Source organism: Rhizobium anhuiense bv. trifolii (assembly GCF_024346605.1).
Classification (GTDB): domain Bacteria; phylum Pseudomonadota; class Alphaproteobacteria; order Rhizobiales; family Rhizobiaceae; genus Rhizobium; species Rhizobium anhuiense.
In genome coordinates this window covers 3,188,190-3,207,911 of record NZ_CP098803.1, presented here as the reverse complement: position 1 = coordinate 3,207,911, position 19,722 = coordinate 3,188,190, and the positions used below count along the sequence as shown (strand labels likewise).

At 61.0% G+C, this 19,722-nt stretch carries 21 protein-coding genes and 1 pseudogene; 12 read left to right on the top strand and 10 right to left on the bottom strand.

Going from position 1 to position 19,722, the window contains the following annotated elements:
* Nucleotides 1-39: 39 nt before the first annotated feature.
* Nucleotides 40-684 (bottom strand): NrsF family protein, encoded by a 645-nt coding sequence (locus NE851_RS24590; protein WP_047610542.1) that lies wholly within the window; start codon nucleotides 682-684, stop codon nucleotides 40-42.
* Nucleotides 681-1,229, bottom strand: coding sequence for a sigma-70 family RNA polymerase sigma factor (locus tag NE851_RS24585; protein ID WP_132572292.1), 549 nt, complete (start codon nucleotides 1,227-1,229; stop codon nucleotides 681-683). Before NE851_RS24585 ends, NE851_RS24590 begins: the two co-directional genes overlap by 4 nt.
* A gap of 182 nt (nucleotides 1,230-1,411) precedes the next feature.
* Here NE851_RS24585 and NE851_RS24580 point away from each other — a divergent pair, with 182 nt between their 5' ends.
* From NE851_RS24580 to NE851_RS24570, 3 genes are all read left to right on the top strand, one after another.
* Nucleotides 1,412-1,681: a pentapeptide MXKDX repeat protein gene (locus NE851_RS24580; protein ID WP_132572289.1), complete on the top strand. Its 270-nt coding sequence runs from the start codon at nucleotides 1,412-1,414 to the stop codon at nucleotides 1,679-1,681.
* Nucleotides 1,682-1,765: 84 nt separating this feature from the next.
* Nucleotides 1,766-2,608, top strand: coding sequence for a cytochrome b/b6 domain-containing protein (locus NE851_RS24575; RefSeq protein WP_132572286.1), 843 nt, complete (start codon nucleotides 1,766-1,768; stop codon nucleotides 2,606-2,608).
* Nucleotides 2,605-3,381, top strand: coding sequence for a molybdopterin-binding protein (locus tag NE851_RS24570; RefSeq protein WP_132572283.1), 777 nt, complete (start codon nucleotides 2,605-2,607; stop codon nucleotides 3,379-3,381). The genes NE851_RS24575 and NE851_RS24570 overlap by 4 nt, the downstream gene beginning before the upstream one ends.
* 47 nt (nucleotides 3,382-3,428) lie before the next feature.
* On the opposite strand, the gene NE851_RS24565 is transcribed toward NE851_RS24570, so the two are convergent.
* A complete protein-coding gene (locus NE851_RS24565; RefSeq protein ID WP_132572280.1) occupies nucleotides 3,429-4,205 on the bottom strand; it encodes a dioxygenase family protein in 777 nt (258 codons plus the stop codon).
* A gap of 38 nt (nucleotides 4,206-4,243) precedes the next feature.
* On the opposite strand from NE851_RS24565, the gene NE851_RS24560 reads away from it, so the two are divergent.
* Together NE851_RS24560 and NE851_RS24555 are read left to right on the top strand one after the other, a co-directional pair.
* Nucleotides 4,244-4,555: a hypothetical protein gene (locus NE851_RS24560; protein WP_132572277.1), complete on the top strand. Its 312-nt coding sequence runs from the start codon at nucleotides 4,244-4,246 to the stop codon at nucleotides 4,553-4,555.
* A 50-nt stretch (nucleotides 4,556-4,605) separates the two neighbouring features.
* Nucleotides 4,606-6,189, top strand: coding sequence for a Na+/H+ antiporter (locus tag NE851_RS24555; RefSeq protein WP_028827844.1), 1,584 nt, complete (start codon nucleotides 4,606-4,608; stop codon nucleotides 6,187-6,189).
* A 99-nt stretch (nucleotides 6,190-6,288) separates the two neighbouring features.
* Here the strand turns inward: NE851_RS24555 and NE851_RS24550 are convergent, their stop codons facing one another.
* Nucleotides 6,289-8,190 carry a potassium transporter Kup gene (locus tag NE851_RS24550; RefSeq protein WP_028827843.1) on the bottom strand — a complete coding sequence of 634 codons (1,902 nt, stop codon included), beginning with the start codon at nucleotides 8,188-8,190 and terminating at the stop codon, nucleotides 6,289-6,291.
* Between the two features lie 345 nt (nucleotides 8,191-8,535).
* On the opposite strand from NE851_RS24550, the gene tyrS reads away from it, so the two are divergent.
* From tyrS to NE851_RS24535, 3 genes are all read left to right on the top strand, one after another.
* Nucleotides 8,536-9,816 carry a tyrosine--tRNA ligase gene (tyrS, locus tag NE851_RS24545; protein ID WP_132572271.1) on the top strand — a complete coding sequence of 427 codons (1,281 nt, stop codon included), beginning with the start codon at nucleotides 8,536-8,538 and terminating at the stop codon, nucleotides 9,814-9,816.
* Between the two features lie 135 nt (nucleotides 9,817-9,951).
* Entirely contained in the window at nucleotides 9,952-11,127 is a 1,176-nt protein-coding gene (locus tag NE851_RS24540; protein WP_097542287.1) for an MFS transporter, read from the top strand.
* A 504-nt stretch (nucleotides 11,128-11,631) separates the two neighbouring features.
* Entirely contained in the window at nucleotides 11,632-12,054 is a 423-nt protein-coding gene (locus NE851_RS24535; protein ID WP_028758913.1) for a TIGR02594 family protein, read from the top strand.
* A 38-nt stretch (nucleotides 12,055-12,092) separates the two neighbouring features.
* Here NE851_RS24535 and NE851_RS24530 read toward each other — a convergent pair.
* The 3 genes and pseudogenes from NE851_RS24530 to NE851_RS24520 all read right to left on the bottom strand — a co-directional run bounded on the left by NE851_RS24530 (nucleotide 12,093) and on the right by NE851_RS24520 (nucleotide 15,209).
* A pseudogene (locus NE851_RS24530) lies at nucleotides 12,093-12,877 on the bottom strand (class I SAM-dependent methyltransferase).
* A 128-nt stretch (nucleotides 12,878-13,005) separates the two neighbouring features.
* The gene (locus NE851_RS24525; protein ID WP_254958388.1) at nucleotides 13,006-13,671 is read right to left on the bottom strand and encodes a hypothetical protein; all 666 of its coding nucleotides are present in this window, start codon (nucleotides 13,669-13,671) and stop codon (nucleotides 13,006-13,008) included.
* 140 nt (nucleotides 13,672-13,811) lie between these two features.
* The gene (locus NE851_RS24520; protein WP_047610523.1) at nucleotides 13,812-15,209 is read right to left on the bottom strand and encodes a pyridoxal phosphate-dependent decarboxylase family protein; all 1,398 of its coding nucleotides are present in this window, start codon (nucleotides 15,207-15,209) and stop codon (nucleotides 13,812-13,814) included.
* A 311-nt stretch (nucleotides 15,210-15,520) separates the two neighbouring features.
* Here NE851_RS24520 and NE851_RS24515 point away from each other — a divergent pair, with 311 nt between their 5' ends.
* From NE851_RS24515 to NE851_RS24505, 3 genes are all read left to right on the top strand, one after another.
* Nucleotides 15,521-15,922: a hypothetical protein gene (locus NE851_RS24515; RefSeq protein WP_097542290.1), complete on the top strand. Its 402-nt coding sequence runs from the start codon at nucleotides 15,521-15,523 to the stop codon at nucleotides 15,920-15,922.
* A gap of 109 nt (nucleotides 15,923-16,031) precedes the next feature.
* Nucleotides 16,032-16,538, top strand: a complete 507-nt coding sequence (locus tag NE851_RS24510; RefSeq protein ID WP_028759167.1) for a GNAT family N-acetyltransferase — start codon at nucleotides 16,032-16,034, stop codon at nucleotides 16,536-16,538.
* Nucleotides 16,539-16,624: 86 nt separating this feature from the next.
* Nucleotides 16,625-17,545 carry an ornithine cyclodeaminase family protein gene (locus NE851_RS24505; protein WP_063475127.1) on the top strand — a complete coding sequence of 307 codons (921 nt, stop codon included), beginning with the start codon at nucleotides 16,625-16,627 and terminating at the stop codon, nucleotides 17,543-17,545.
* A gap of 15 nt (nucleotides 17,546-17,560) precedes the next feature.
* On the opposite strand, the gene dapB is transcribed toward NE851_RS24505, so the two are convergent.
* Nucleotides 17,561-18,331, bottom strand: a complete 771-nt coding sequence (gene dapB / locus NE851_RS24500) for a 4-hydroxy-tetrahydrodipicolinate reductase (RefSeq protein ID WP_028758920.1) — start codon at nucleotides 18,329-18,331, stop codon at nucleotides 17,561-17,563.
* An 86-nt stretch (nucleotides 18,332-18,417) separates the two neighbouring features.
* Between dapB and NE851_RS24495 the strand changes: the two genes are divergently transcribed.
* Nucleotides 18,418-18,681 carry a hypothetical protein gene (locus NE851_RS24495; protein ID WP_047610514.1) on the top strand — a complete coding sequence of 88 codons (264 nt, stop codon included), beginning with the start codon at nucleotides 18,418-18,420 and terminating at the stop codon, nucleotides 18,679-18,681.
* Nucleotides 18,682-18,713: 32 nt separating this feature from the next.
* Here NE851_RS24495 and NE851_RS24490 read toward each other — a convergent pair whose 3' ends face one another.
* Together NE851_RS24490 and NE851_RS24485 are read right to left on the bottom strand one after the other, a co-directional pair.
* Nucleotides 18,714-18,929: a hypothetical protein gene (locus tag NE851_RS24490; protein ID WP_047611689.1), complete on the bottom strand. Its 216-nt coding sequence runs from the start codon at nucleotides 18,927-18,929 to the stop codon at nucleotides 18,714-18,716.
* Between the two features lie 147 nt (nucleotides 18,930-19,076).
* Nucleotides 19,077-19,661, bottom strand: a complete 585-nt coding sequence (locus tag NE851_RS24485; protein WP_028758918.1) for a histidine phosphatase family protein — start codon at nucleotides 19,659-19,661, stop codon at nucleotides 19,077-19,079.
* Nucleotides 19,662-19,722: the final 61 nt, after the last annotated feature.

Sequence of the window (19,722 nt, the reverse complement as noted above, 5' to 3'; positions counted from 1 at the left end):
GCATCGTGGTATCGGGGCGCAAGAATCCGACAGCCGGTCCTACCAGCGCAGAAGGCGACGACTGAAGAGGGCGCCGATTGCGCCTGTTAACAGGATGCCGAGCGAATACCAGAGGACGACGAAGGGCAGGCCGTTTTCGGTGCAGAACCAGGAATAGACCCAGGCGCCGGATGCGCCTGCTGCAATGCCGGCGACGAAGCCTGTCATCCCAAGCTTGCTTGGTGCGGCGCCGCGTAGCACCCATGTATTGGCGATCAGGATGGGCATGGCAAAGGCAAGGATCAGCAGCGGGCAATGCAGGGCGGAGGAGCCGAGCACCAGCACGGGATAGCTTGATGCCGGCGACAAAGCGAGCTGGATGACCGCCATGGCGGCCAGAGCCAGCACGATTGCAGCGCCAATGCCGAAAAAGCGGCCTTCCGAGCCATCCGGCCGGGAGAGGCGGTAAACGGCGGCGAAGGCGGCGATTGCGAGCAGGGCATTATAGCCGGATTTGATCCAGAAAACCGGCAGCGTCAGCGCCTGCGTCATGTCTGTGCGAAGGCCGACGACAACAAGCATCAGCAGCAGCGAGACTGCCAAAGCAGGCAGGACGGCGAGCACGAAACGGCGTTCCAGCGCATGTCTCGGTACCGGCTTCAGATCTCTGACAAGGATGTCGATCACGTCCTCAGTTTCTCTCACGTCCCACCTCGCAATCTTGCCGCCAGCGCCTTGATGCCTCTGTGAACACCGACCTTGACCGCCGATTCCGACTGTCCGGTGCGGCTTGCCGTATCGGCCACCGACTGCCCTTCGAGCTTGACCTGACGGATCAGTTCCTGCTGGTGCTGCGGCAGGCCGTTCAACAGCCGCTCGACATCCATGCGCGCTGCAATCGCATCCTCCCTGAAGTCGCCTTCGATCTCCTCGTTAAGCTCCATTTCCGACTTGTAGCGACCGCCATGTTTTCGGTGATGGTCGATCAGCTTGTAGCGGGCAATCGAGAAGAACCACGCGGTAAACGGCCGCTCCCTGTCATAGGTCGCCCGGCGCGCATGCAGCGCCAGCAACGTCTCCTGCACGAGATCTTCCGTGTCGGACTTCGCCGCGGTGCCGATACGCCCGCCGTAGTAGCCGACGAGCAGGGTTCGCAACGTGCCGAGCAGACGCCGATAGGCAGCCTCGTCCCCGTCGAGGGACAGAAGCATCAGCATCTTCAGGGCGTGTTCCGAATGGGCGTTCGTCATGTCGTCTGCAATGTCATTCGCGTGGATGACGCTTTGGTTACAGGCGGATTCGAAAATCTCCTGACGGGCCAGCGCTATCACATAAGCCTGAGGCTGTAACTGCCTTCGCAAGAAGATCGAATTCAGCACTGTGAGCCGTCGGCGGGTGCCGCGGACACATCAATCGATCCGAGGAGACCCTCATGACCAAGATCCTTTCCACCCTTGCCGCCTGCACCTTCGTTATCGGCCTGTCGCTTGCCGGCGCCGCCAGCGCTCAAAGCAGCGATGCCATGAAGAAAGACAGCATGAAGACCGACGCGATGTCTAAGGATGCCATGTCGAAGGACGCGATGAAGCAGGACAACATGGCGACCGGCAGCACCAAGGCCGACTGCATGCACAATGCCGGCATGGAGAAGGACTCTATGAAGAAGGACACGATGATGAAGGCCTGCGACGCGATGAAGTAATAGTGGATCGCGGCCGCTGAAACTATTTTGCCCGCGGCCGCGTCTTTTCGAGAAGACCTTTCAAGTCGATCCGGAGGACCTACGATGGCCACGACCGATGCCGGCATGGCGAGCGGACGAACGCTCTTCTACCGCCATGGCCTGCTGGTGCGCCTGTCGCACTGGGTAAACGTGCTGTGCATGACGGTGCTGCTGTTCAGCGGCCTGCAGATATTCAACGCCCACCCGGCGCTCTATTGGGGCCAGTATGGCGCTGATGACGATCCGTCCTTCATTTCCATGGAAGCGGAGCAGGAAGGCGATGCGTTGAAAGGGGTGACACGCCTGGGCGGATTGACCTTCGACACGACGGGCGTTCTCGGGGTTTCGAATGTCGACGGCGAGGCTTCTGTGCAAGGTTTTCCGAGCTGGCTGACCATGCCGAGCTACCGGGACCTGGCGACGGGCCGGCGCTGGCATTTCTTTTTTGCCTGGCTGTTCGTCATCAACGGCTTCATCTACCTCGCCTATGGTTTTATCAGCCGGCATTTCCGCCGCGATTTGTTGCCGGCGCCCCAGGAGCTGAAGCCTTCGCATCTCGGCCATGAGATCGTCAATCACGCCCGGCTGCGCTTTCCCAAGGGGCCTGAGGCACGCCACTACAACACGCTGCAGAAACTCGCCTATATCGCGGTGATCTTCGTGCTGCTGCCGCTGATGGTTGGAACCGGTCTCACCATGTCGCCGGGCTTCAATGCGGTCGCGCCCTGGCTGCTCGACCTGTTCGGTGGCCGGCAATCGGCGCGGACGCTGCATTTTCTGACTGCTTTCTCGCTTGTCGCCTTCGTCGCGGTGCATGTGGCGATGGTGCTGGTCTCGGGCGTGTTCAACAATCTGCGCTCGATGATCACCGGCTATTACGACGCCGGCCAGGGAGGGAAATCATGAGCCGCATCATTACCAGACGCCGCTTCCTGATCGGCGCGACCATGACGGCGTCGGCGCTGGGGCTTGCCGGCTGCGATGCGCTCGGCGAAAGCGATCGGACGAAATCGGTGCTCAAGATCGCCGAAGGCCTCAGCATGAAGACCCAGCGCTTCCTGCTCGGCGACGACGCACTCGCCCGCGAGTTCACGGAAGCCGATATCTCACCGACCTTCCGCGCCAACGGCACGAGCATGCCCGACAATGCCCGCTATATCGACTGGATGAACCAGCGGTTTTCAAGCTGGCGGCTCGAGGTCGGCGGGCTGGTCGACAAGCCGATGCAACTGTCGCTGGCGGAGTTGAAAGCCCTGCCGGCCCGTACACAGATCACTCGGCACGACTGCGTCGAGGGCTGGAGCGCCATCGGCAAATGGACCGGCGTGCCGCTCGGCGCGCTGCTACAGGCAGCCGGTCTGAAACCCGAAGCCCGCTACATTGTGTTCCACTGCGCCGACGAATACGAAAAGACGCTCGACGGCAGCGGCTGGTATTACGAAAGCATCGATCTCGTCGACGCGTTTCATCCCCAGACCATCCTCGCCCACACCATGAACGGCAGCGATCTCGAAGTCGCCCACGGCGCGCCGCTCCGGCTCCGGGTCGAGCGCCAGCTCGGCTACAAGCAGGCAAAATACCTGACCGGCATCGAAGCCGTCGCCGATCTCGGCCAGCTTTACGGCGGCAATGGCGGCTTCTGGGAAGATCGCGGTTATGAATGGTATGCGGGCATATAGGCGCGAGCCCACCGACGAGGATGTGGGAAGCCCCGCCGCTGCCTCGCTCAGGCAGAGAGGCCGATCGTGATGGTGGCGGAGAGCACGCCGCCATCGAGCTTCTCGAAATCGAATATGTGATCGGCGGCGTCCTCAGGGATGATGCCGTCGTCGTCATTGCGCGTATCGCGGGCCGGGCGTCCAATATAGTCCGGATGCTCGCCATAGATGATGTCGCTCAGCGCATCGTCGAAATAGATCTGGCTGACGAGAAGCTCCTTGCCGTCGACGAGGATTCGGCAATGAACATGGGGTGTGCGGCCCTGGTACCATCCGGGATAGGCCGTCAGGAAGCCTGCCTGCCCCTGTGCATCCGTCAGCTGGCGACCGCGAAAGGCGAGCCCGCTGATCGCCTCGGCATCGCCAAGTGTACACATCTTCGCAGCCTCGCGGCCGGAATAGATGCCGCGGTGATCCGTATGCCAGATTTCGATATCGGCATTCTCGACCGGCCGGCAATCGGCTGCATGGACGATCCGGACGGCCAACCGCAAGGGCAGTCCAGCCTTTCCTTCCGAGACGTCCTGACGGGCGGGAATATTGTTGACGTGGCAGGGGCCAAGAGTCTGAGCGACGGTGACGACGCAATTCGGACGGCTGCGGAAGAGCGGGACGGGCAGCTTTTCCAAGGCGACCGATTTGGTGCCGCCGCTCAGGAAATCCGTCCCCTTCCAGTCGAATGTCCTGGCGGCGACCGTGATATGCCGCCGGGGCCAGATCGCTACCGCCGCGACGGACGATGCAACGATCGCCGCACCTCCAAGCACAAGGGTCCGTCTCTTCATATATCGTCCTTTGCCTCAAGACTCAGGGTGTAAGGAGGATGCGCAGGAAATTCCAATTAAATCCCGGCAATGATCGACGGCAAGCGATCATCGACATCAAATGCCTGCCGTGCAGGGCAAACCTTGCCAATGTGGCCGTCAACTCCGGTGACGCCAGGGGTCACGTCTATGTCTCGATCGCGTGGTTGACCGGCTCGGGCTATGCCGACAAGCTTTATGGCAGTACCGACTCCAACCAGCTATGGCACAAGGTGGACATTATCGCCGGTCGCCTCTGGGGCGAAGCGGTTTTCCCGGTTCGGCGGCTTTACAGCGCGGTGCGTCTTTTCAGACGCGCGAGGTCGCTGTAACTCTTTGCGGCAGGCATGCGACATCCGTTGCTGAGCAGGGGCAGAGGCAGATGGAACCAACCCACTTATTCGAGCTCGTTATCGTGATGTTTCTCGCGATCATCGCGCTGCATTATGCCGCCCACAGGCTCGGGCTGCCGCCGTCCGTCGCGCTGTTGACCGGTGGCGCCTTGTTGGCCTTTGCGCCGGGACTGCCGGCGATATCAGTCGACCCCGGACTGGTTCTGGTCATCTTCCTGCCGCCGCTGTTGATGGACGGCGCCTGGTCGATCGCGCTCGCGCGCTTGCGGCGTCATGTGATCGGCATCGCTTCACTTGCCGTCGGTGCGGTGCTCTTCACCTGCGCCGTCGTCGCCGTTGTCGCCCATCTCCTCTTTCCCTCACTTCCCTGGGCTGCATGCGCAGCACTCGGCGCGATCGTCGCGCCGCCGGACGCGGTTTCGGCGCGCGCCGTACTGGAGCGCGTCAGGCTGCCGCGGCGGCTTCAGATTCTGCTCGAAGGCGAGAGCTTGCTCAACGATGCGAGTGGCCTGGTTCTTTTCCGTTTTGCCGTTGCCGCCGCTGCAACCGGAGCCTTCAGCACGGGGGAGGTGATCGGCAATTTCTTCGTGCTGGCGCTCGGCGGCGCCATCGTCGGCATCGTTGTGGGAACGGCGTGGTTCAAACTCGTCCGGCGTCTCGGCGACGAATATCTCATCATTGCAGCCTCGGTGCTGCTCGGCTGGATTGCCTATCTGCTCGGAGAGCAGCTGCATGTTTCCGGCGTCATCGCCACCGTTACCGCGGGGCTGATCATGAGCTGGCACCAGCACACAGTGCTTTCAGCTGCAATGCGCATGCGCGGCACCTCGTTCTGGACGGTGATGATCTTCCTGATGGAAGCTGCGGTGTTCATCTTGATCGGGCTGTCGCTCAGGGATGTCGTCGAACGCGGCGGCGGTTTTACCACTGTGATCGCGACAATGGGACTGCCGATGCTGGCGATCCTCGTCACGCTCGTGATCGCGCGTTTTGCCTGGGTCTTCGCCTCCGATTTCGTTCTCAGGTTCTGTGCTGTCCTGGGGTTCACGCGCGCCCGACCGCTCGGCGCCGGTGGTGCGACGGTTCTGAGCTGGGCGGGCGTGCGCGGGGTGGTCACGCTTGCCCTGGCGCTGAGCCTGCCCGAAGGGTTCGCAGGTCGTGACTTCATCCTCGTCACATCGTTCGCCGTCATTCTCGGAACCGTGCTCATACAGGGCACGACATTGGGGCGGGTGATCGCCTGGGCGCGGCTGGTGGAGCCGGATTCGGAAAGAGCGCGCCTGACGATGAGCCAGGCCGAAGCCGCCATGGCCCAGGCGCAGTTCGGGACCGTCCAGAGCCTGGCGTATGACGCCGAGGGGAAACTCATCCATCCGCAATTGCTGGAGCGCTACCAGCGCCGGGCGACGTCGATCGTCGACTATGCCGAGAGAACCGAGCACTACATACCGGTGCTGCATGCGCATTTCGACGTCATTCTCGAAGCGGTTGCAACGGGACGCCGGGAACTCATCCGCCTCCATCGCGCCGGCGAGATCGATGACGAGACGTTGCGGGAGCTGGAACGGGATCTCGATCTTGAGGAGTTGAGCGCGATCTCGGCCAAGGCATGATTTCGCGCCTCACGCCGTGACGCTTGCGACGGGAGCCACTCGTGCCTCGCTTCCATCTCTCCTATCCCAGCTGCGACTCCCCCGCCTCGGCATCATGCTCTAAATGGCAATCTGCTCACCGAGTTCGACGACACGGTTGGACGGCAGGTTGAAATAGTCGGAAGGATCGATCGCCAAGCCCTCCAGCGCCATGAATATGCGCTCCTGCCAACCGGGCAGCCCGGTGTTCGGCGTTCTGACGAGGTTCCTGCGGCCGAGATAGAAGGAGGTCTTCATGATTTCGAACTTGAAGCCGCCCTCGCGGCAGAGCGCCAGTGCCCGGGTAACGTCGGGGTCGTCCATGAAGCCGAAGGTGATATCGAGACGCACGAAGCGTGGCGAGAGCTGGCTGAGCTTGATGCGCCTGTTGTCGGGGACGTAAGGTTCGTCTTCGGTCCAGACGGTCAGGATAACGTTCTGTTCATGGAGCACGTGGTTGTGCTTGAGATTGTGGAGCAGAACATTCGGCGTGCGATCCGGGACGCTGGTCAGGAAGACGGCCGTTCCTGGAACGGTGACCGGCGAATGGTCCGACTTTCGCTCGATCGACCGGATGAAGGAATCGAGCGGGATCTCGTTGTTGGCCCGCAGTCGCTTCAGATAGGCCTGTCCTCGGGTCCATGTCCACATCAGGATCATGATCGCCAGCGCAAGGGCGACCGGAACCCAGCCGCCATCATGGATCTTAAGCAGGTTGGCCGCCAGGAACATGACTTCGATGAAGAAGAGCGGCAGCAGCAGGAGGGCGGCAACCACGAGGGAGTAACCCCAGACGGCCCGAAGGAACTGGAAGACCAGCATGGTCGAGATGACCATGGTTCCGGTCACCGAGATGCCATAGGCCGTCGCCAGCGACTCGGAATCGCCGAAGGAAAAGATCAGCATCAAGACGCCGACCAGCAGCAGAAGATTGACGCTCGGCACGTAGATCTGGCCGGTGTTGGTCTCCGATGTGAACTTGATGCGCAGCCTCGGCAGGAAGCCGAGGTGAACCGCCGAGCGGGCCAGCGAAAATGCGCCTGTTATCACCGCCTGGCTGGCGATGATCGTTGCCATCGTTGCCAGAAGAACCACCGGCAGCAAGGCCCAATCAGGATACATCAGAAAGAACGGATTGGTGGCTGCGTGGGGATGGGCGAGAACCAGCGCGCCCTGGCCGAGATAATTCAAGAGCAATGCCGGAAAGACGAGCACGAACCACGCCATCTGGATCGGGCGGCGCCCGAAATGCCCGAGATCAGCATAGAGCGCCTCGGCGCCCGTCACCGTCAGAAAGACGGCGCCAAGCACAATGAGGCCGACGGTGCCGGCATGGGCGAGGAACGACAGCGCGTTGATCGGATTGAGCGCTTCGAGAATCCTCCAGTCGTCGCCGATATGGATCAGGCCGCCCGCTGCCATGGCCAGAAACCACAAGACCGTGATCGGCCCGAAAAACATCGAGACGGCGGCCGTTCCCCGGGACTGGACGGCAAAGAGGATGATCATGATCGCAGCCGACGCGAGCGGGACGTATTCGGCAAAGGCCGGCGTGACCAGCTTCAGGCCTTCGAGCGCCGACATCACCGACAGGGCCGGCGTAATCATCGCATCGCCGATGAAGAGCGCCGCTCCGATCAGGCCTGCGAAGAAGAGCACCGGCACGTTTCGCCCCATCTTCTTCATCAGCAGGGCGAGAAGCGAAAGCGTGCCGCCTTCACCGTCATTGTCCGCCCTGAGAAGGAAGAGCACATATTTGAAGGTCACGATGACCGTCAGCGTCCAGATCATCAGCGAAATGAGACCGATGACCTCGGCCTCGTGTACGCCATCGGCGGCAAAAGGCCTCAGCGCCTCACGAAGGGCATAGAGCGGGCTGGTACCGATATCGCCATAGACGACGCCGATCGCGCCGACGACCAGTCCGGCAAAGCCCTTCCGGCCGGCACCTTCACCCGTATTGTCTATATGCGTCGACGCCATGGTTCCCCGCTTATGCCCCTTGCCTATGAACACAAACATATGCCGCATTGCAGAACGGCAAGTAAATTGATGCGTGTGCGAATTTTTTGTGAGGGGCGGCGGCGTGAGCGGGAGAGGGGTGGGGCGCACGATCGGCTTGGACTTCGGCGGTCGCCTCTTGCGATTGCGCAGTCGCATGGTAATGAGGATCCATGACCTGCACCCTGAACCTTTCGAGCTTCTATTATACGCTGCTCCCATAGAGAGCGGCGCAAGGTCATATTCCTGACACCCGAGACGCCGCATGGTCGGCGGCACGCGTGTCAACAGAAGGTCTCCGGCCTCATCGGCCCCAATGGAGACCCCGTGACACGATCCTCTCAGCCCACCGGACCCCGATCCGACTTTCTCCGCACCCTGACCGAGCGCGGTTTCCTGCATCAATGTACCGACTTGGAAGCACTCGACAGCTGGCTTTGTTCGGGAGCCGGCACAGCCTATAACGGCTTCGATCTCACCGCCGACAGCCTGCATGTCGGGCATCTCATTCCGATCATGATGCTCCGCTGGTTCCAGAAGACTGGTAACAAACCCATCGCGTTGCTGGGTGGTGCGACAAGTCGGCTGGGCGATCCGAGTTTGCGCGACACGTCACGCCCCCTTCTCAGTGAAGAGCAGATCATGAAAAACCTGCTCGGCATCCGGCGTGTCTTCGAGCGGTTCCTCGCTTTCGGGGATGGCCCGGCCGATGCGGTGATGGTCAACAATGCCGATTGGTTGGGCAGGCTCAACTACCTCGACTTCCTGCGCGATGTTGGACCGCATTTTTCAGTCAACCGGATGCTGACATCGGAGAGCGTGCGCCAACGGTTGGAGCGGGAGCAATCGCTGTCATTGCTGGAATTCAACTACATGGTCATGCAGGCCTACGACTTTCATGTGCTCGCAGAAAGCCGCGGCTGCCTGCTTCAGCTTGGTGGTTCCGACCAATGGGGCAACATCGTCAGCGGCGTCGAATTTGGGCGGCGGATCGGTGGACGCGCCTTGTTTGGATTGACCGCTCCGCTGCTGACGACATCGTCGGGCGCGAAGATGGGCAAAAGCGTTTCGGGGGCGGTCTGGCTCAACGCCGACCGGTTGTCGCCCTATGAATTCTGGCAATTCTGGAGAAACACCGGAGATGCCGATGTGGGTCGTTTTCTCAGGCTGTTCACCGAGTTGCCGTTAAGTGAAATTGCCCGCCTTGACGTGCTTCGGGATTCCGAGATCAACGAAGCGAAAAAGATACTTGCCGACGAGATCACCAGCCTGTGCCACGGGACGGATGCGGCAGCGCAAGCTTCCGAAACCTCCCGGCGTACCTTCGAAGAAGGTGAGGTGCCGGTCGGCCTCCCGACCGTCAGGTTCCCGGATAGCCTTCGCAGCACCTTTCCGCTCGCTGATGCGATGGTCATTGCCGGGCTCGCCAAGTCGAAAAGCGAAGCACGTCGATTGATCGCCGGCGGCGGTGTGCGGGTGAACGGCGGCAGCGTAAACGACGAGGCAATGCAGCTTGGTCACTCCGATGTCCAGGACGGCGTCATCCGGCTGTCCGTCGGCAAGAAGCGACACGTCCTCCTTCAATCGGCGGTGGCGCCGCCATGCTGACAGGGGCTGTCAGCATGGTGGTCGACAATGCTGAAGCCGCGGGTTTCCGAGCCAGTCGCCATTTCGTCGGAATGTCCGGCTATCCCACGGGGGATAGTTGGACTTCAATCCCGCCAATCGGAGCAGAGCCCCGAGATGAAGCCGCACCATCGTATTTTCTTCATTCAGTTTGCCGTGGCCCTTTCCGTGGGGGCGTTTCTTTCGCGGCTGCCCGACATTCAGCTCAAGTTTAGCCTGAGCGAAGGAGAGCTGGGCCTTTTGCTCGCCATCATGTCCCTCGGGGTTCTCTGCGGGTTGACGTTCTCGGCGAGGCTCATCGAGAGGCTTGGTGCGCGCACAACGGCCTTCGTCACCGTCTTCGGTGTGACGTTGTTTTATGCGCTGATCCCCTGGATGCCTGCAGTTTCCCTGGCGATGCCATTATTCTTTGTTGCCGGCATTTTCGCCGGCGCATTCGAGATCAACGCCAATCTCGAAACCGATCGCCATGAGGCGCTGCTCGGCTACCGCATCATGAGCCGGGCTCACGGCATGTGGAGCCTCGGATTCTGCATCACCGCCCTTGTTGCCGCCGGTATGCGGCAGGCCGCAGTCTCCATCGAACTGCATAGCTTCATCGTCCTCGTGACGGTCTTGATTGCCGGGTCGATCGTTTTCTCCGGGATCGAGAATGCGCCCCGGCGGCATGACGCTCACCCCGGCGATGCTCCGCTCGTCGCTTTTCCCACGATCGGGCTGCTTCCCCTTTGCCTCATAGGCGCTGCTCCGCTTCTCGCCGAGGGCGCGAGCGTCGATTGGTCGGCGATCTATATGCGCGACGTATTTGCGGTCGAACCATTTGTCGGCGGGCTCAGCGTGGCCATTTTCTCCTCGTTCATCGCCATCGGACGGCTCGGCATGGACTCTGTGATTGACCGCTTCAATCCACGCCCCGTCGCAATAACCCTCCTCGGGATCGCGGCCATCGGCCTTGTCTTGGTTGCGACGGCGGCACAGCCTGTCGTCGCCCTCGCGGGCTTTGGCCTGACGGGGATCGGCTGCTCGTCGGTCTATCCGCTTGCCATCTCGGCCGCGGCCCGGCGCACGGACCGACCCGCATCGGTCAGCGTTGCAGCGCTCGGGCAGACGACCTTTCTCGTGTTTTTCGCTGGGCCGCCATTGCTCGGTTTCGTTGCCGAACACTTCGGTATCCGCTTTTCGTACTGGGTGGTCGTCCCTGTGATCGCCGCTGCGCTCCTCGTCACCAAGGCGCTCATCGCTGCTCCTGCCCCGATCACAGGGCAGCCCGAACCGGTACAACCACACGGTTGATACGCCGCGCCGCCGTTCCGTTATCCCAAGGTCGCGCATGTTCGCAATCGGCGGGGGCTGACCACCGATTTTCGCTGTTGAATAGGGCGGGCGCAATGTATTGCCGGTGACGTCTAAGTATTACTGATGGCCGTCTCAAATATAGCTCGTATAGGTGATGGCCCAAGGCCGTGCAGGATCGTCAACTCTTGGTGAATGGTCTTGCCGCTCAAGCACTTGCGGGCGCGGTCCACCTTCTCTGCATACACCTGGCCCGGACGGCCTATGTCAGCCTTTCGAGCCTGCAAAATAAGGGTTCTACGAGTTCTTCGATCGTCGCGTTCGGCCGCAACGAGAGGCTGGTCAGCGCCGATCCGTGCCTCTCTTCGGACAAATTCCCGCCGCCAAAATGCCAGTATTAGTTGTTTCTAATTCACGCCATAATTCGCATCTACGTTGCCGCGCCTGTTTTATTCTTCGCCACATTTTGGAATTTCAGCATAATACAAACAATGGTGGGTAACTATGAAGGTTATTCTCGTCATCGTCCTCACGGCGCTTGCCGTGCCCTGTGAGGCGGATATGCTCGGCACGGCGTCCAAGTACAAAAGCATGCATGAACGCTCCATCTCCTTCCTTAGCATCAATCCGCGCAGGGTATCGTGGTGCGGGGCGTTCCTGGCCTTTGTCGCCAAACGATCTTCAAGGGAGCCGCCGCCCAACCCCAACATGGCGGCGTCCTGGAAGAAGTTCGGCAAGCCGGTCGGCGTCCGCTCCGCCAGGCGTGGGGATGTCGTGGTGATCCGCACCGGCCGGCGCTTTCATGTCAGCCTGTTCGATCACATCGACCAGCGCCGGCAATATGTCTATCTCTTCGGCGGCAACCAATCCAACCGGGTGCAGCTGTCGCGCTATCGCGCCAGTTCGGTCGTTGCCGTGCGACGATAAGCCGGTTCCAAACCTCAATGCCGGCGGGAAAACAGGTCCTATGCCTTGCGTGCCCTGATATGCAGGAAGATCGGCGCGACGCGGGTGTCGGCGACGACGGGTTCGGCCTGCGCCACCACGGCTGAGGCCATCGGCTCGCCAAAGGCCTCGATCGTAAGCCCCGCTTCGACGATCATCGACACCCAGGTCGACAGCGTGCGGTGAAAGCGCGGAACGGAAAACGGCGTCAGCGCCGCCCGTTCCGCTTGCGGTATCGAGGAAAAGATCCAACGGTCGATCCGGCCGTCGCTCTCGTCGAAATAGTCGGCGATCTCTACCGCGACGGGCTCGCCGGCCTCATTGCGGATGTTACGGCGCGTCGGCGGCACGAAGCAGGGATGCAGGATCGAAAACTGCAGGAAGCCGCCGGGCTTCAGAATGCGGTGGATGCCCTTCAGCACCTCGCGCTGATCAGCCATGTCCATCATCGACATGAAGGCGGTGACGAAATCGAAGCTCGCTTCCGGGAAATCGATGCTCTGACCGTCGCCGAGCACATAGTCGATGCCGAGCGGCGCGTCTGCCTCGCTCTCGCGGGCAAACGAATGAAGGTCGGGGCGATGTCGAGGCCGGTCACGCGGGCGCCGAGCCGGGCGACCGCGCGGGTATTGGAGCCTTCGCCGCAGCCGAGGTCGAGACCTCTCAGGCCGCCGACCGACGGCAGCATCTCCAGAAAGGTCGGCGTGTTCAGCGCATCGCGATACTTGTCGTAGCCCGCCCTGGAATAGATCGTCCACGTCTCGGCATTGCTCTCCCAATGGGCGGCGACATCATTGGCTTTCATGGCTCTTCCTCCTTGCGCGATCGGAACGGGCGGGGAGCTATAAGCGCAGCCTGTGACAATGAGAAGACGAGCTGTCGCGCCTCAATCTGGAAGAGAAGAAGTGTGCCAATAACTGATGCGTCGTAGCATCAGTGCGTCAGGGATTGGATCCTGTCGTAGCGGACCGTGTACTCGTCGGCCGTGCCCTCGTCATAGACCTTCGCCAACGTGGCCTGGAGGTCAGGCGAATAGAGCACGCTCAAGATGTCGACCTGCTCGTCGCCTCTCTTGGTCACTTGCTTGATCCTGAACACCTTGTATTTGCATTCGCCGAGACTGAAGCTCTCCTGTCCGGCGACGGTCAATTCCAGGCTCCAGCGCGTATCCGCCCGCTCGTCCGGGCCAAGCGCTAAGAAAGCAACGTTGGTTCGAGCGCCTTTCTTCAGCGGAACGATGCGGCTCAGATCGGAGAGCGGGTGGATCGCATATTGTTCGTTTTTGCTGAAGCGGGCCAGATCGAAGAGACCTGCAAAGGAAAACACCGTCTGCTGCTGTGAGCCGCCGAAATGATTGACAGTCTTGACGATCTGCCCTTCCGCCTTGTGGAATTCGCTCCGTGCGCCGGTATTTTCCAGCACAAAACCCTTGGCGGCGGTGTCAGCAGACGGACAATCGGCTGCATGAACCGAAACAGGCAGAAGGGCGGCAATGAATAATGAAGCAAGGCGATTCTTAAACATGGTTCTCGTTTCCGATAAGACTGGACCGATCTCGTTTGATCGCCTGGAAATACTGGAACCCGCGGGGCCTGTCATGAGCTTCATTCTTGCGACAGGAACTATTCCACATTTGCGTTAATGGCCGGGGCTTCTCGCGGAAAGTTTCATTTGGGATGCGCGGCCGGCGACAGCACCATTCTGTGCGCGGGCGAACCAGGGGAGCTGATGCATCATTCTCAGCTGACACTCTTGAAGGCGGCGATGATGCTTTCTGCGGCGAGTTGCGCCTGATCTGATGTCGTCTGGAAATTGGTGACGGAGAGACGCAGGATGTCGCGGCCGCGCCATTTGGCGCCGCCTGCGAAGATCATGCCGTCCGCCTTGATCTTTTCGATGGTCTTTCGCGTCAGCGCGTCGCCTTCTTCGGAGGGCAGGTCGGTACCGAAGCGGATGACGAGCTGGTTCAGGGCCACCTCGTTCAGAATGGCGATGCCGGGCTCGCGTGCGAGCCGATCGGCGATCAGCTGCGCCGAGGCGCAGCACTGGTCGATGAGGGCGGTTACACCCTCGCGGCCGAGATGTTTCAGCATCGCCCAAGTGGCAAAGCCGCGCGCCCTTCGCGAAAGCTCGGGCACGTAATGGGAAGGATCGCGCTCGCCTTCGCCAGCGAGCGGCAGATAGCTTGCGGCGATCGTCATGGCGCGGCGATGGGCGAGTTCGTCGCGGACGATCGCATAGCCGCAATCATAGGGCGTCTGCAGCCATTTGTGGCCGTCGGTCGCCCAGCTGTCGGCCGCTTCGATGCCGCGGCTGAGGTGGCTGGTTTTCACCGACGTCTGCGCCCAGAGGCCGAAGGCGCCGTCGACATGCACCCAGGCGCCTTTCGCCTTCAACAGCGGGATGATGGCGGCGAAATCGTCGAAGGCGCCAGTATTGATCTGCCCCGCCTGGAGGATGGCGATGAGGGGACCGGAGACGGTATCGAGTGTGCCGGTCAGCGCGACCGGGTCTATCCGGCCTACTGGATCGGTGCGCACGCGCAACACGCGATCGTGCCCGAGGCCGAGAAATTGCAGTGCGGAGAAGACCGTCGTATGGGCGTCGTCGCCGATCAGCACGGTGATCTCAGGCGCGCCGAACAGGCCACTCGCATCGGCATCCCAGCCCGCCCGGCGCAGCACTTCGCCGCGGGCGGCGGCAAGGCAGGTGAAGTTCGCCACTGTCGCCCCGGTGACGAAGCCGACCGAGCTTTCGGCCGGCAGCTTCAGGAGATCGAGGAGCCATCTCGCCGCGATGGTCTCGACTGCGGCTGCGGCCGGGGCGGCGGCATGGTTTCCGGCGTTCTGGCCCCAGGCGCTGGTGAGGAAATCGGCCGCGACGCCGACCGGATGGGAGCCGCCGATGACCCAGCCGAAGAAGCGCGGGCCCGTGGTTGCGTGCAGCCCGGGTTCGGCGTCACTCGCCAACTGCCTGATGACATTGAGCATATCGCAACCGGCTGCCGGCAGCGGTTCGTCGAAGCAGGCAAGCGAGGCTGCGTAATCGTGGGCAGGCACATGGCGGGCGGGCCCTGCCTGCCGGAACCCCGCAGCAAGCCGGGCGGCTTCCTGAAACAGAGATGCAATTGCCGACATAAGTTCCCCCTGCCGCCGCCGATCCTGGAGGGACCGCCCCCGAAGGCAGGCTGCCGGCGCTATGCAATTTAGCCCATATCGCCAGCTCTGTCTTCGCCCAGGAGACCCGGGCTTGGGATCCAGAGTACTTTCTCGTCCTTGCCGAGGCTCAAGATAAATTGAGCATCCAGAGAGGGCTTCCTAAATATCTACAATACTTACTCTATTCCGTTCTGTCCATTTTTGAAATTTCATAGCTATGCTTGAAAATGATTGCCTTCGTCTCAAGTATCGTTCAATAATGCGGAAATATCGTTTGCACCATTGTCAAGTTGGTGCTGCCAACTAGCGAGGGATATGCACTGAAATATTTCCTTCTCTACGCGCTGACATGCACGTTGGTCGGGATAGTTCTTCTCGTCATCATCCATGAAGTTGTATCGTTCAAGATCGACAAGCCAACTGATGAAGCAGCGGGCGAACCAACCGAACAATCGGCCGCCGGGCCAACCGGGGAACCGGTGAACGGGCCGACAACCGATCAATCCGCCGTCCAGCCAGCCGATCCGTTGATCGTCCGGTCGACGAGGCAGCCTGTCGACGGGCCAACCGATAAACCAGCGGTCGGCCCAACCGGCGAACCGGCCGCGCCCCCAACCGATCAAACAGTGGTCGACCCACCCCGTGAACCGGCCGTCCGGAAGGGCGGCCGGCTGAGGAGTCCGGCGCAGTGATCGGCGCTTGAGACGATCGCCACAGGCTGGGGCATGAAGCTTTCAACGCCGGTTGCATCGGCTGAGCCCATCTGTATTGACTGTACCTCTCATCTCGAAGGAGGTTCCGATGGATGGAAGCGGTACAGCGATCAGGCATATCAGGGCAGACGAGGTGGAGGCTTTCCGGCGCATCCGTCTGGAAGCGCTTCGCACCGAACCGTCCCTCTTTGCAAGCCGCTACGAAGACTGGGAGGTTCTTTCTCTCGAGGAATGGCGCAATCGCCTGAACGAGCCGGTTTTCATCGCGTTTCAGGGCGATGAACCCGTCGGCATAACCGGCCTGCTTCGCCAGCGGTCGAGCAAGATGGCCCATCGCGCAACGATCATCATGGTCTATGTCAGAAGGAGCCTGCGCGGAACGGGCCTTGCCAGCAGGCTGCTCAGTGCGGTTGCCGATCACGCCCGCGATATCGGCATCCTGCAGCTGGAACTCTTCGTCAGCGCTGAGAACCCGGCGGCAATACGGTTCTACCAGCGGGAAGGCTTCTCCGAAATCGGCAGGATTCCCGGCGGGGTTCTGGAGGAGGGCAGGGAGATCGACGACGTCATGATGGCGCGCCGTCTGGTCGATTAAGTCTCCCGCGCATATCGGTTTGCTGACCTATTGACCTCAAGCGGGGTTGGGGTTGCAGGGTGCCGGCATGAACCGGAGGTTTGGGGATGGCGAAAGTCCTGAGAGACGAAGATCTGGTCGATGGCGCGTTGATGACGGTCGCGATCGATGCGCTCGAGACCGCTTTTCTCGCGAGAGCCGGCAATCGGCTGATCTCTCCGCCCCGGCATCATGTCTCGTTTGCCGATCGCGGCGATCTCGTCTTCACCGTCGGCGGCATCCTCGGCGACAAACCGCTCGCGGGCTTTCGGGCCTATGAAACATTCGAGGGGGTGGAGCATTCGCAGATCGTGGCGGTATGGTCGGCCGACGACGCCAGGCTCAAAGGTATCGTTCTCGGAGAGCGTCTCGGCAATCTCAGGACCGGTGCGATCGGAGGTCTCGCCATCCGTCACCTCAGCGCGCCGGATGCCAGGACCGTGGGGATACTCGGCAGCGGAGCGCAAGCGCGAACCCAGCTTGCCGCAGCCGCCGCGGTTCGAAAACTGGATCGCGCCCGCGTCTATAGCCGCGACGAGGAAAAGCGTACGGCTTTCGCAAGCGAGATGCAGCACGCCTTGGATATTGAGGTGGAGGTTGCCGGCAGCGCCATCGAAGCCGTCGATGATGCCGATATCGTCATCTGCGCGACAACGAGCCAAACGCCTGTCGTTCATGCTGGAGATTTGAAGCCCGGTGCGCACGTCAACACCGTCGGCCCGAAAACGTATCGGGGATACGAACTCGGCCTGGATATCGCCGATGCGGCAGCCGTGATCGCGACGGATTCTCCGGAGCAGACGCGCGCCTATGCGTCGCCGTTTTTCCTTGCCGGCTCGGGCAACGACAGTCGCATGGTCGACCTTGCCGATATCATTGCCGGGAAAGCGACGGGGCGGAGATCACCTGAGGATACGACGCTGTTTTGCTCAGTGGGACTGGCCGGAACCGAAGTGGTCGTCGCTTCGGCAATCCTCGATATGCTGTGAGCTTGTTTCCCTTATTCACGCCAGCCCCAGCGCATCCCTCATGCCGTATTCGCCGGGTGCGCGTCCCGCGATCCAGCGGGCGGCGGCAAGCGCGCCGCGGGCGAACATGCCGCGATCGAGAGCCGAATGCGAGAGCGTCACGACTTCCTCGGCGGCGGCAAACATCACGCTGTGTTCTCCGACGATCCCGCCGGCGCGCAACACGGCGAAACCGATCTCGCCGGGCGGCCGCTCGCCGGTGATGCCGTCACGGCCGCGCCGCTCGACGGATGCGAGAGAAACGCCGCGGCCCTCGGCGGCTGCTTCACCAAGCATCAGCGCCGTGCCGGAGGGCGCGTCGATCTTCCTGTTGTGATGGGCTTCGAGGATTTCGATATCCCACTCATGCGCAGGAAGGGCGCGGGCGGTTTGGGCGACCAGACCGATCAGCATGTTGACGCCGATGGAGAAATTGCCGGAGCGCAGGATCGGAATCGTGCGGGCGGCCTCGGCGATCCGTTCCAGTTCATCTGGCTCGAAACCTGTCGCCCCGATTACCAAGGCCGGTCCACCGGCCGAAGCACACAAGCCGGCAAGTTCGGCCGCAGCGCTTCCCGTCGTGAAATCCAGGATCACGTCGGCCGCTCCGATCGCGGCCGAACGATCGATCAGCCCGGCACCCATAGAGCCCTCACGGCCAATGCCGCCGACGAACGCAAAAGCCGGATCGGCCGCCAGCAGTGGCAGGATGGCACGACCCATGCGGCCCCTCGCGCCGGCGACGGCTATTTTGATTGGTGAGATCACGGTCTTTCCTAACTCAGGAGGGCAGGTGTGGTGCGGAGGGGTTTTGGCGTTTTGCGCGCAAACCAAGCAAAACGATAGCATAAACAATGAGTACGATCGGTGTTTCCGCCAAGATCGGAAGTATGATGAAGCCATCGCCAGCGCCGCCAACTTCGTCTGGCGCCATCGTTGGCGTCGCCAATATAGCGAGCGTCAATGGCGAGAAGAACACCCATAGAAATGCGATCGCGTGCGGCAACCATCGGCGCCGCTTGAGCCTTCGCGCAGCGAAAATTGCTGAAGCAGGTATCAGGACGTTCAAAACGAAAACAAGTGAAAGCGCGATGAACTCCGGCAAGATTGTCGGATAGTGCGGATTATATTCCACCGGGTTGCCTGACGCCTACCAATTGCCTGGGTCGGCGGTGTGATCGATGCTGGCGAATTCATCGGCCTTTTCGCGGTCCAGCTTCACCTCCGTGGTGGCGTTCGTCTCGTCGGTGACCGCGTAGCGATCGGGGACCGGTCCCCTCGACAGTTCCTGATAGAGGAGCAGGGCGGCCTCCTCGGCGGTGTCAGCCTCGATCTCCCGCGTAATAGTGACAGTGAACTTGTGCATGGCTTCGAGCCTTTCGATCGTCGTGCAGGCGTATGCGTAGATAGCCCAGTCTGACACGAGTTTTGTGTCGAAGACAGAAAAAGCGCGTCGTTTAGAATTTGATTCATGCGACGGTCGCAGGTCTTTGTTTTTATGAATGTCGTGGTGCTAAGTATCGGCCGACGCGCTTACCAGACTGAACTCACCGTCGCAAAGACGATAAAACCCATCTTGGGGAACGGGCAATTCCAGCATTTCCCGCTTCGAAAGGCCGGAATATACGCCACGTACCAATCGGCCAAACAGCCCGTGAGAAATCGCAATTGTCGGTTCATATATGCCTGAGATCCAGTTCTTTGCTCGCGCACAGGCGGCATCGAAGCTCTCCCCGTCTGGAGATCTGAAATACCAATCAAAAGCGTCGGACCTGTCCAGCATTCCTGGAAACTCGTTGTCGATCTCGAACTTGGTCATGCCGTCCCAAGAACCGACGGTCACCTCCATGAGCCGCGATTCCGGACGAGCGGCCAGCGGCAATACCCGTTCGATGCGAGCCGCGGTCTCCTGCGTTCTGCCGAGAGGGCTGACGTGAAGCTGGAACGATCGCTCACTGCCTGCAATTTCCTTCTTCAAAAGCTTCGCCATTTGTTCGGCCTGTTCGATACCGCGCGCTGTAAGTGGTGAATCTTTTTGGCCCTGGAACCGACCCAAGGTGTTCCAAATGGTCTCGCCGTGGCGAAGCAGGTAAATCACTTGTGTTGTCCTAAAAGAATGCCAAAAGGCTGGTTCAGCGGCCAAGTGATGCGACAGATCA

What these genes read in the sequence shown, in the direction of transcription:
- NE851_RS24585 (WP_132572292.1), bottom strand. Translation starts at nt 1,229, where the DNA reads ATGACGAACGCCCATTCGGAACACGCCCTGAAGATGCTGATGCTTCTG.
- NE851_RS24580 (WP_132572289.1), top strand. Translation starts at nt 1,412, where the DNA reads ATGACCAAGATCCTTTCCACCCTTGCCGCCTGCACCTTCGTTATCGGC.
- NE851_RS24540 (WP_097542287.1), top strand. Translation starts at nt 9,952, where the DNA reads ATGAAGCCGCACCATCGTATTTTCTTCATTCAGTTTGCCGTGGCCCTT.
- NE851_RS24525 (WP_254958388.1), bottom strand. Translation starts at nt 13,671, where the DNA reads ATGACAGGCCCCGCGGGTTCCAGTATTTCCAGGCGATCAAACGAGATC.
- NE851_RS24495 (WP_047610514.1), top strand. Translation starts at nt 18,418, where the DNA reads ATGAGTACGATCGGTGTTTCCGCCAAGATCGGAAGTATGATGAAGCCA.
- NE851_RS24490 (WP_047611689.1), bottom strand. Translation starts at nt 18,929, where the DNA reads ATGCACAAGTTCACTGTCACTATTACGCGGGAGATCGAGGCTGACACC.
- NE851_RS24555 (WP_028827844.1), top strand. Translation starts at nt 4,606, where the DNA reads ATGGAACCAACCCACTTATTCGAGCTCGTTATCGTGATGTTTCTCGCG.
- NE851_RS24560 (WP_132572277.1), top strand. Translation starts at nt 4,244, where the DNA reads ATGCGCAGGAAATTCCAATTAAATCCCGGCAATGATCGACGGCAAGCG.
- NE851_RS24505 (WP_063475127.1), top strand. Translation starts at nt 16,625, where the DNA reads ATGGCGAAAGTCCTGAGAGACGAAGATCTGGTCGATGGCGCGTTGATG.
- NE851_RS24570 (WP_132572283.1), top strand. Translation starts at nt 2,605, where the DNA reads ATGAGCCGCATCATTACCAGACGCCGCTTCCTGATCGGCGCGACCATG.
- NE851_RS24535 (WP_028758913.1), top strand. Translation starts at nt 11,632, where the DNA reads ATGAAGGTTATTCTCGTCATCGTCCTCACGGCGCTTGCCGTGCCCTGT.
- NE851_RS24520 (WP_047610523.1), bottom strand. Translation starts at nt 15,209, where the DNA reads ATGTCGGCAATTGCATCTCTGTTTCAGGAAGCCGCCCGGCTTGCTGCG.
- NE851_RS24575 (WP_132572286.1), top strand. Translation starts at nt 1,766, where the DNA reads ATGGCCACGACCGATGCCGGCATGGCGAGCGGACGAACGCTCTTCTAC.
- NE851_RS24550 (WP_028827843.1), bottom strand. Translation starts at nt 8,190, where the DNA reads ATGGCGTCGACGCATATAGACAATACGGGTGAAGGTGCCGGCCGGAAG.
- NE851_RS24565 (WP_132572280.1), bottom strand. Translation starts at nt 4,205, where the DNA reads ATGAAGAGACGGACCCTTGTGCTTGGAGGTGCGGCGATCGTTGCATCG.
- NE851_RS24510 (WP_028759167.1), top strand. Translation starts at nt 16,032, where the DNA reads ATGGATGGAAGCGGTACAGCGATCAGGCATATCAGGGCAGACGAGGTG.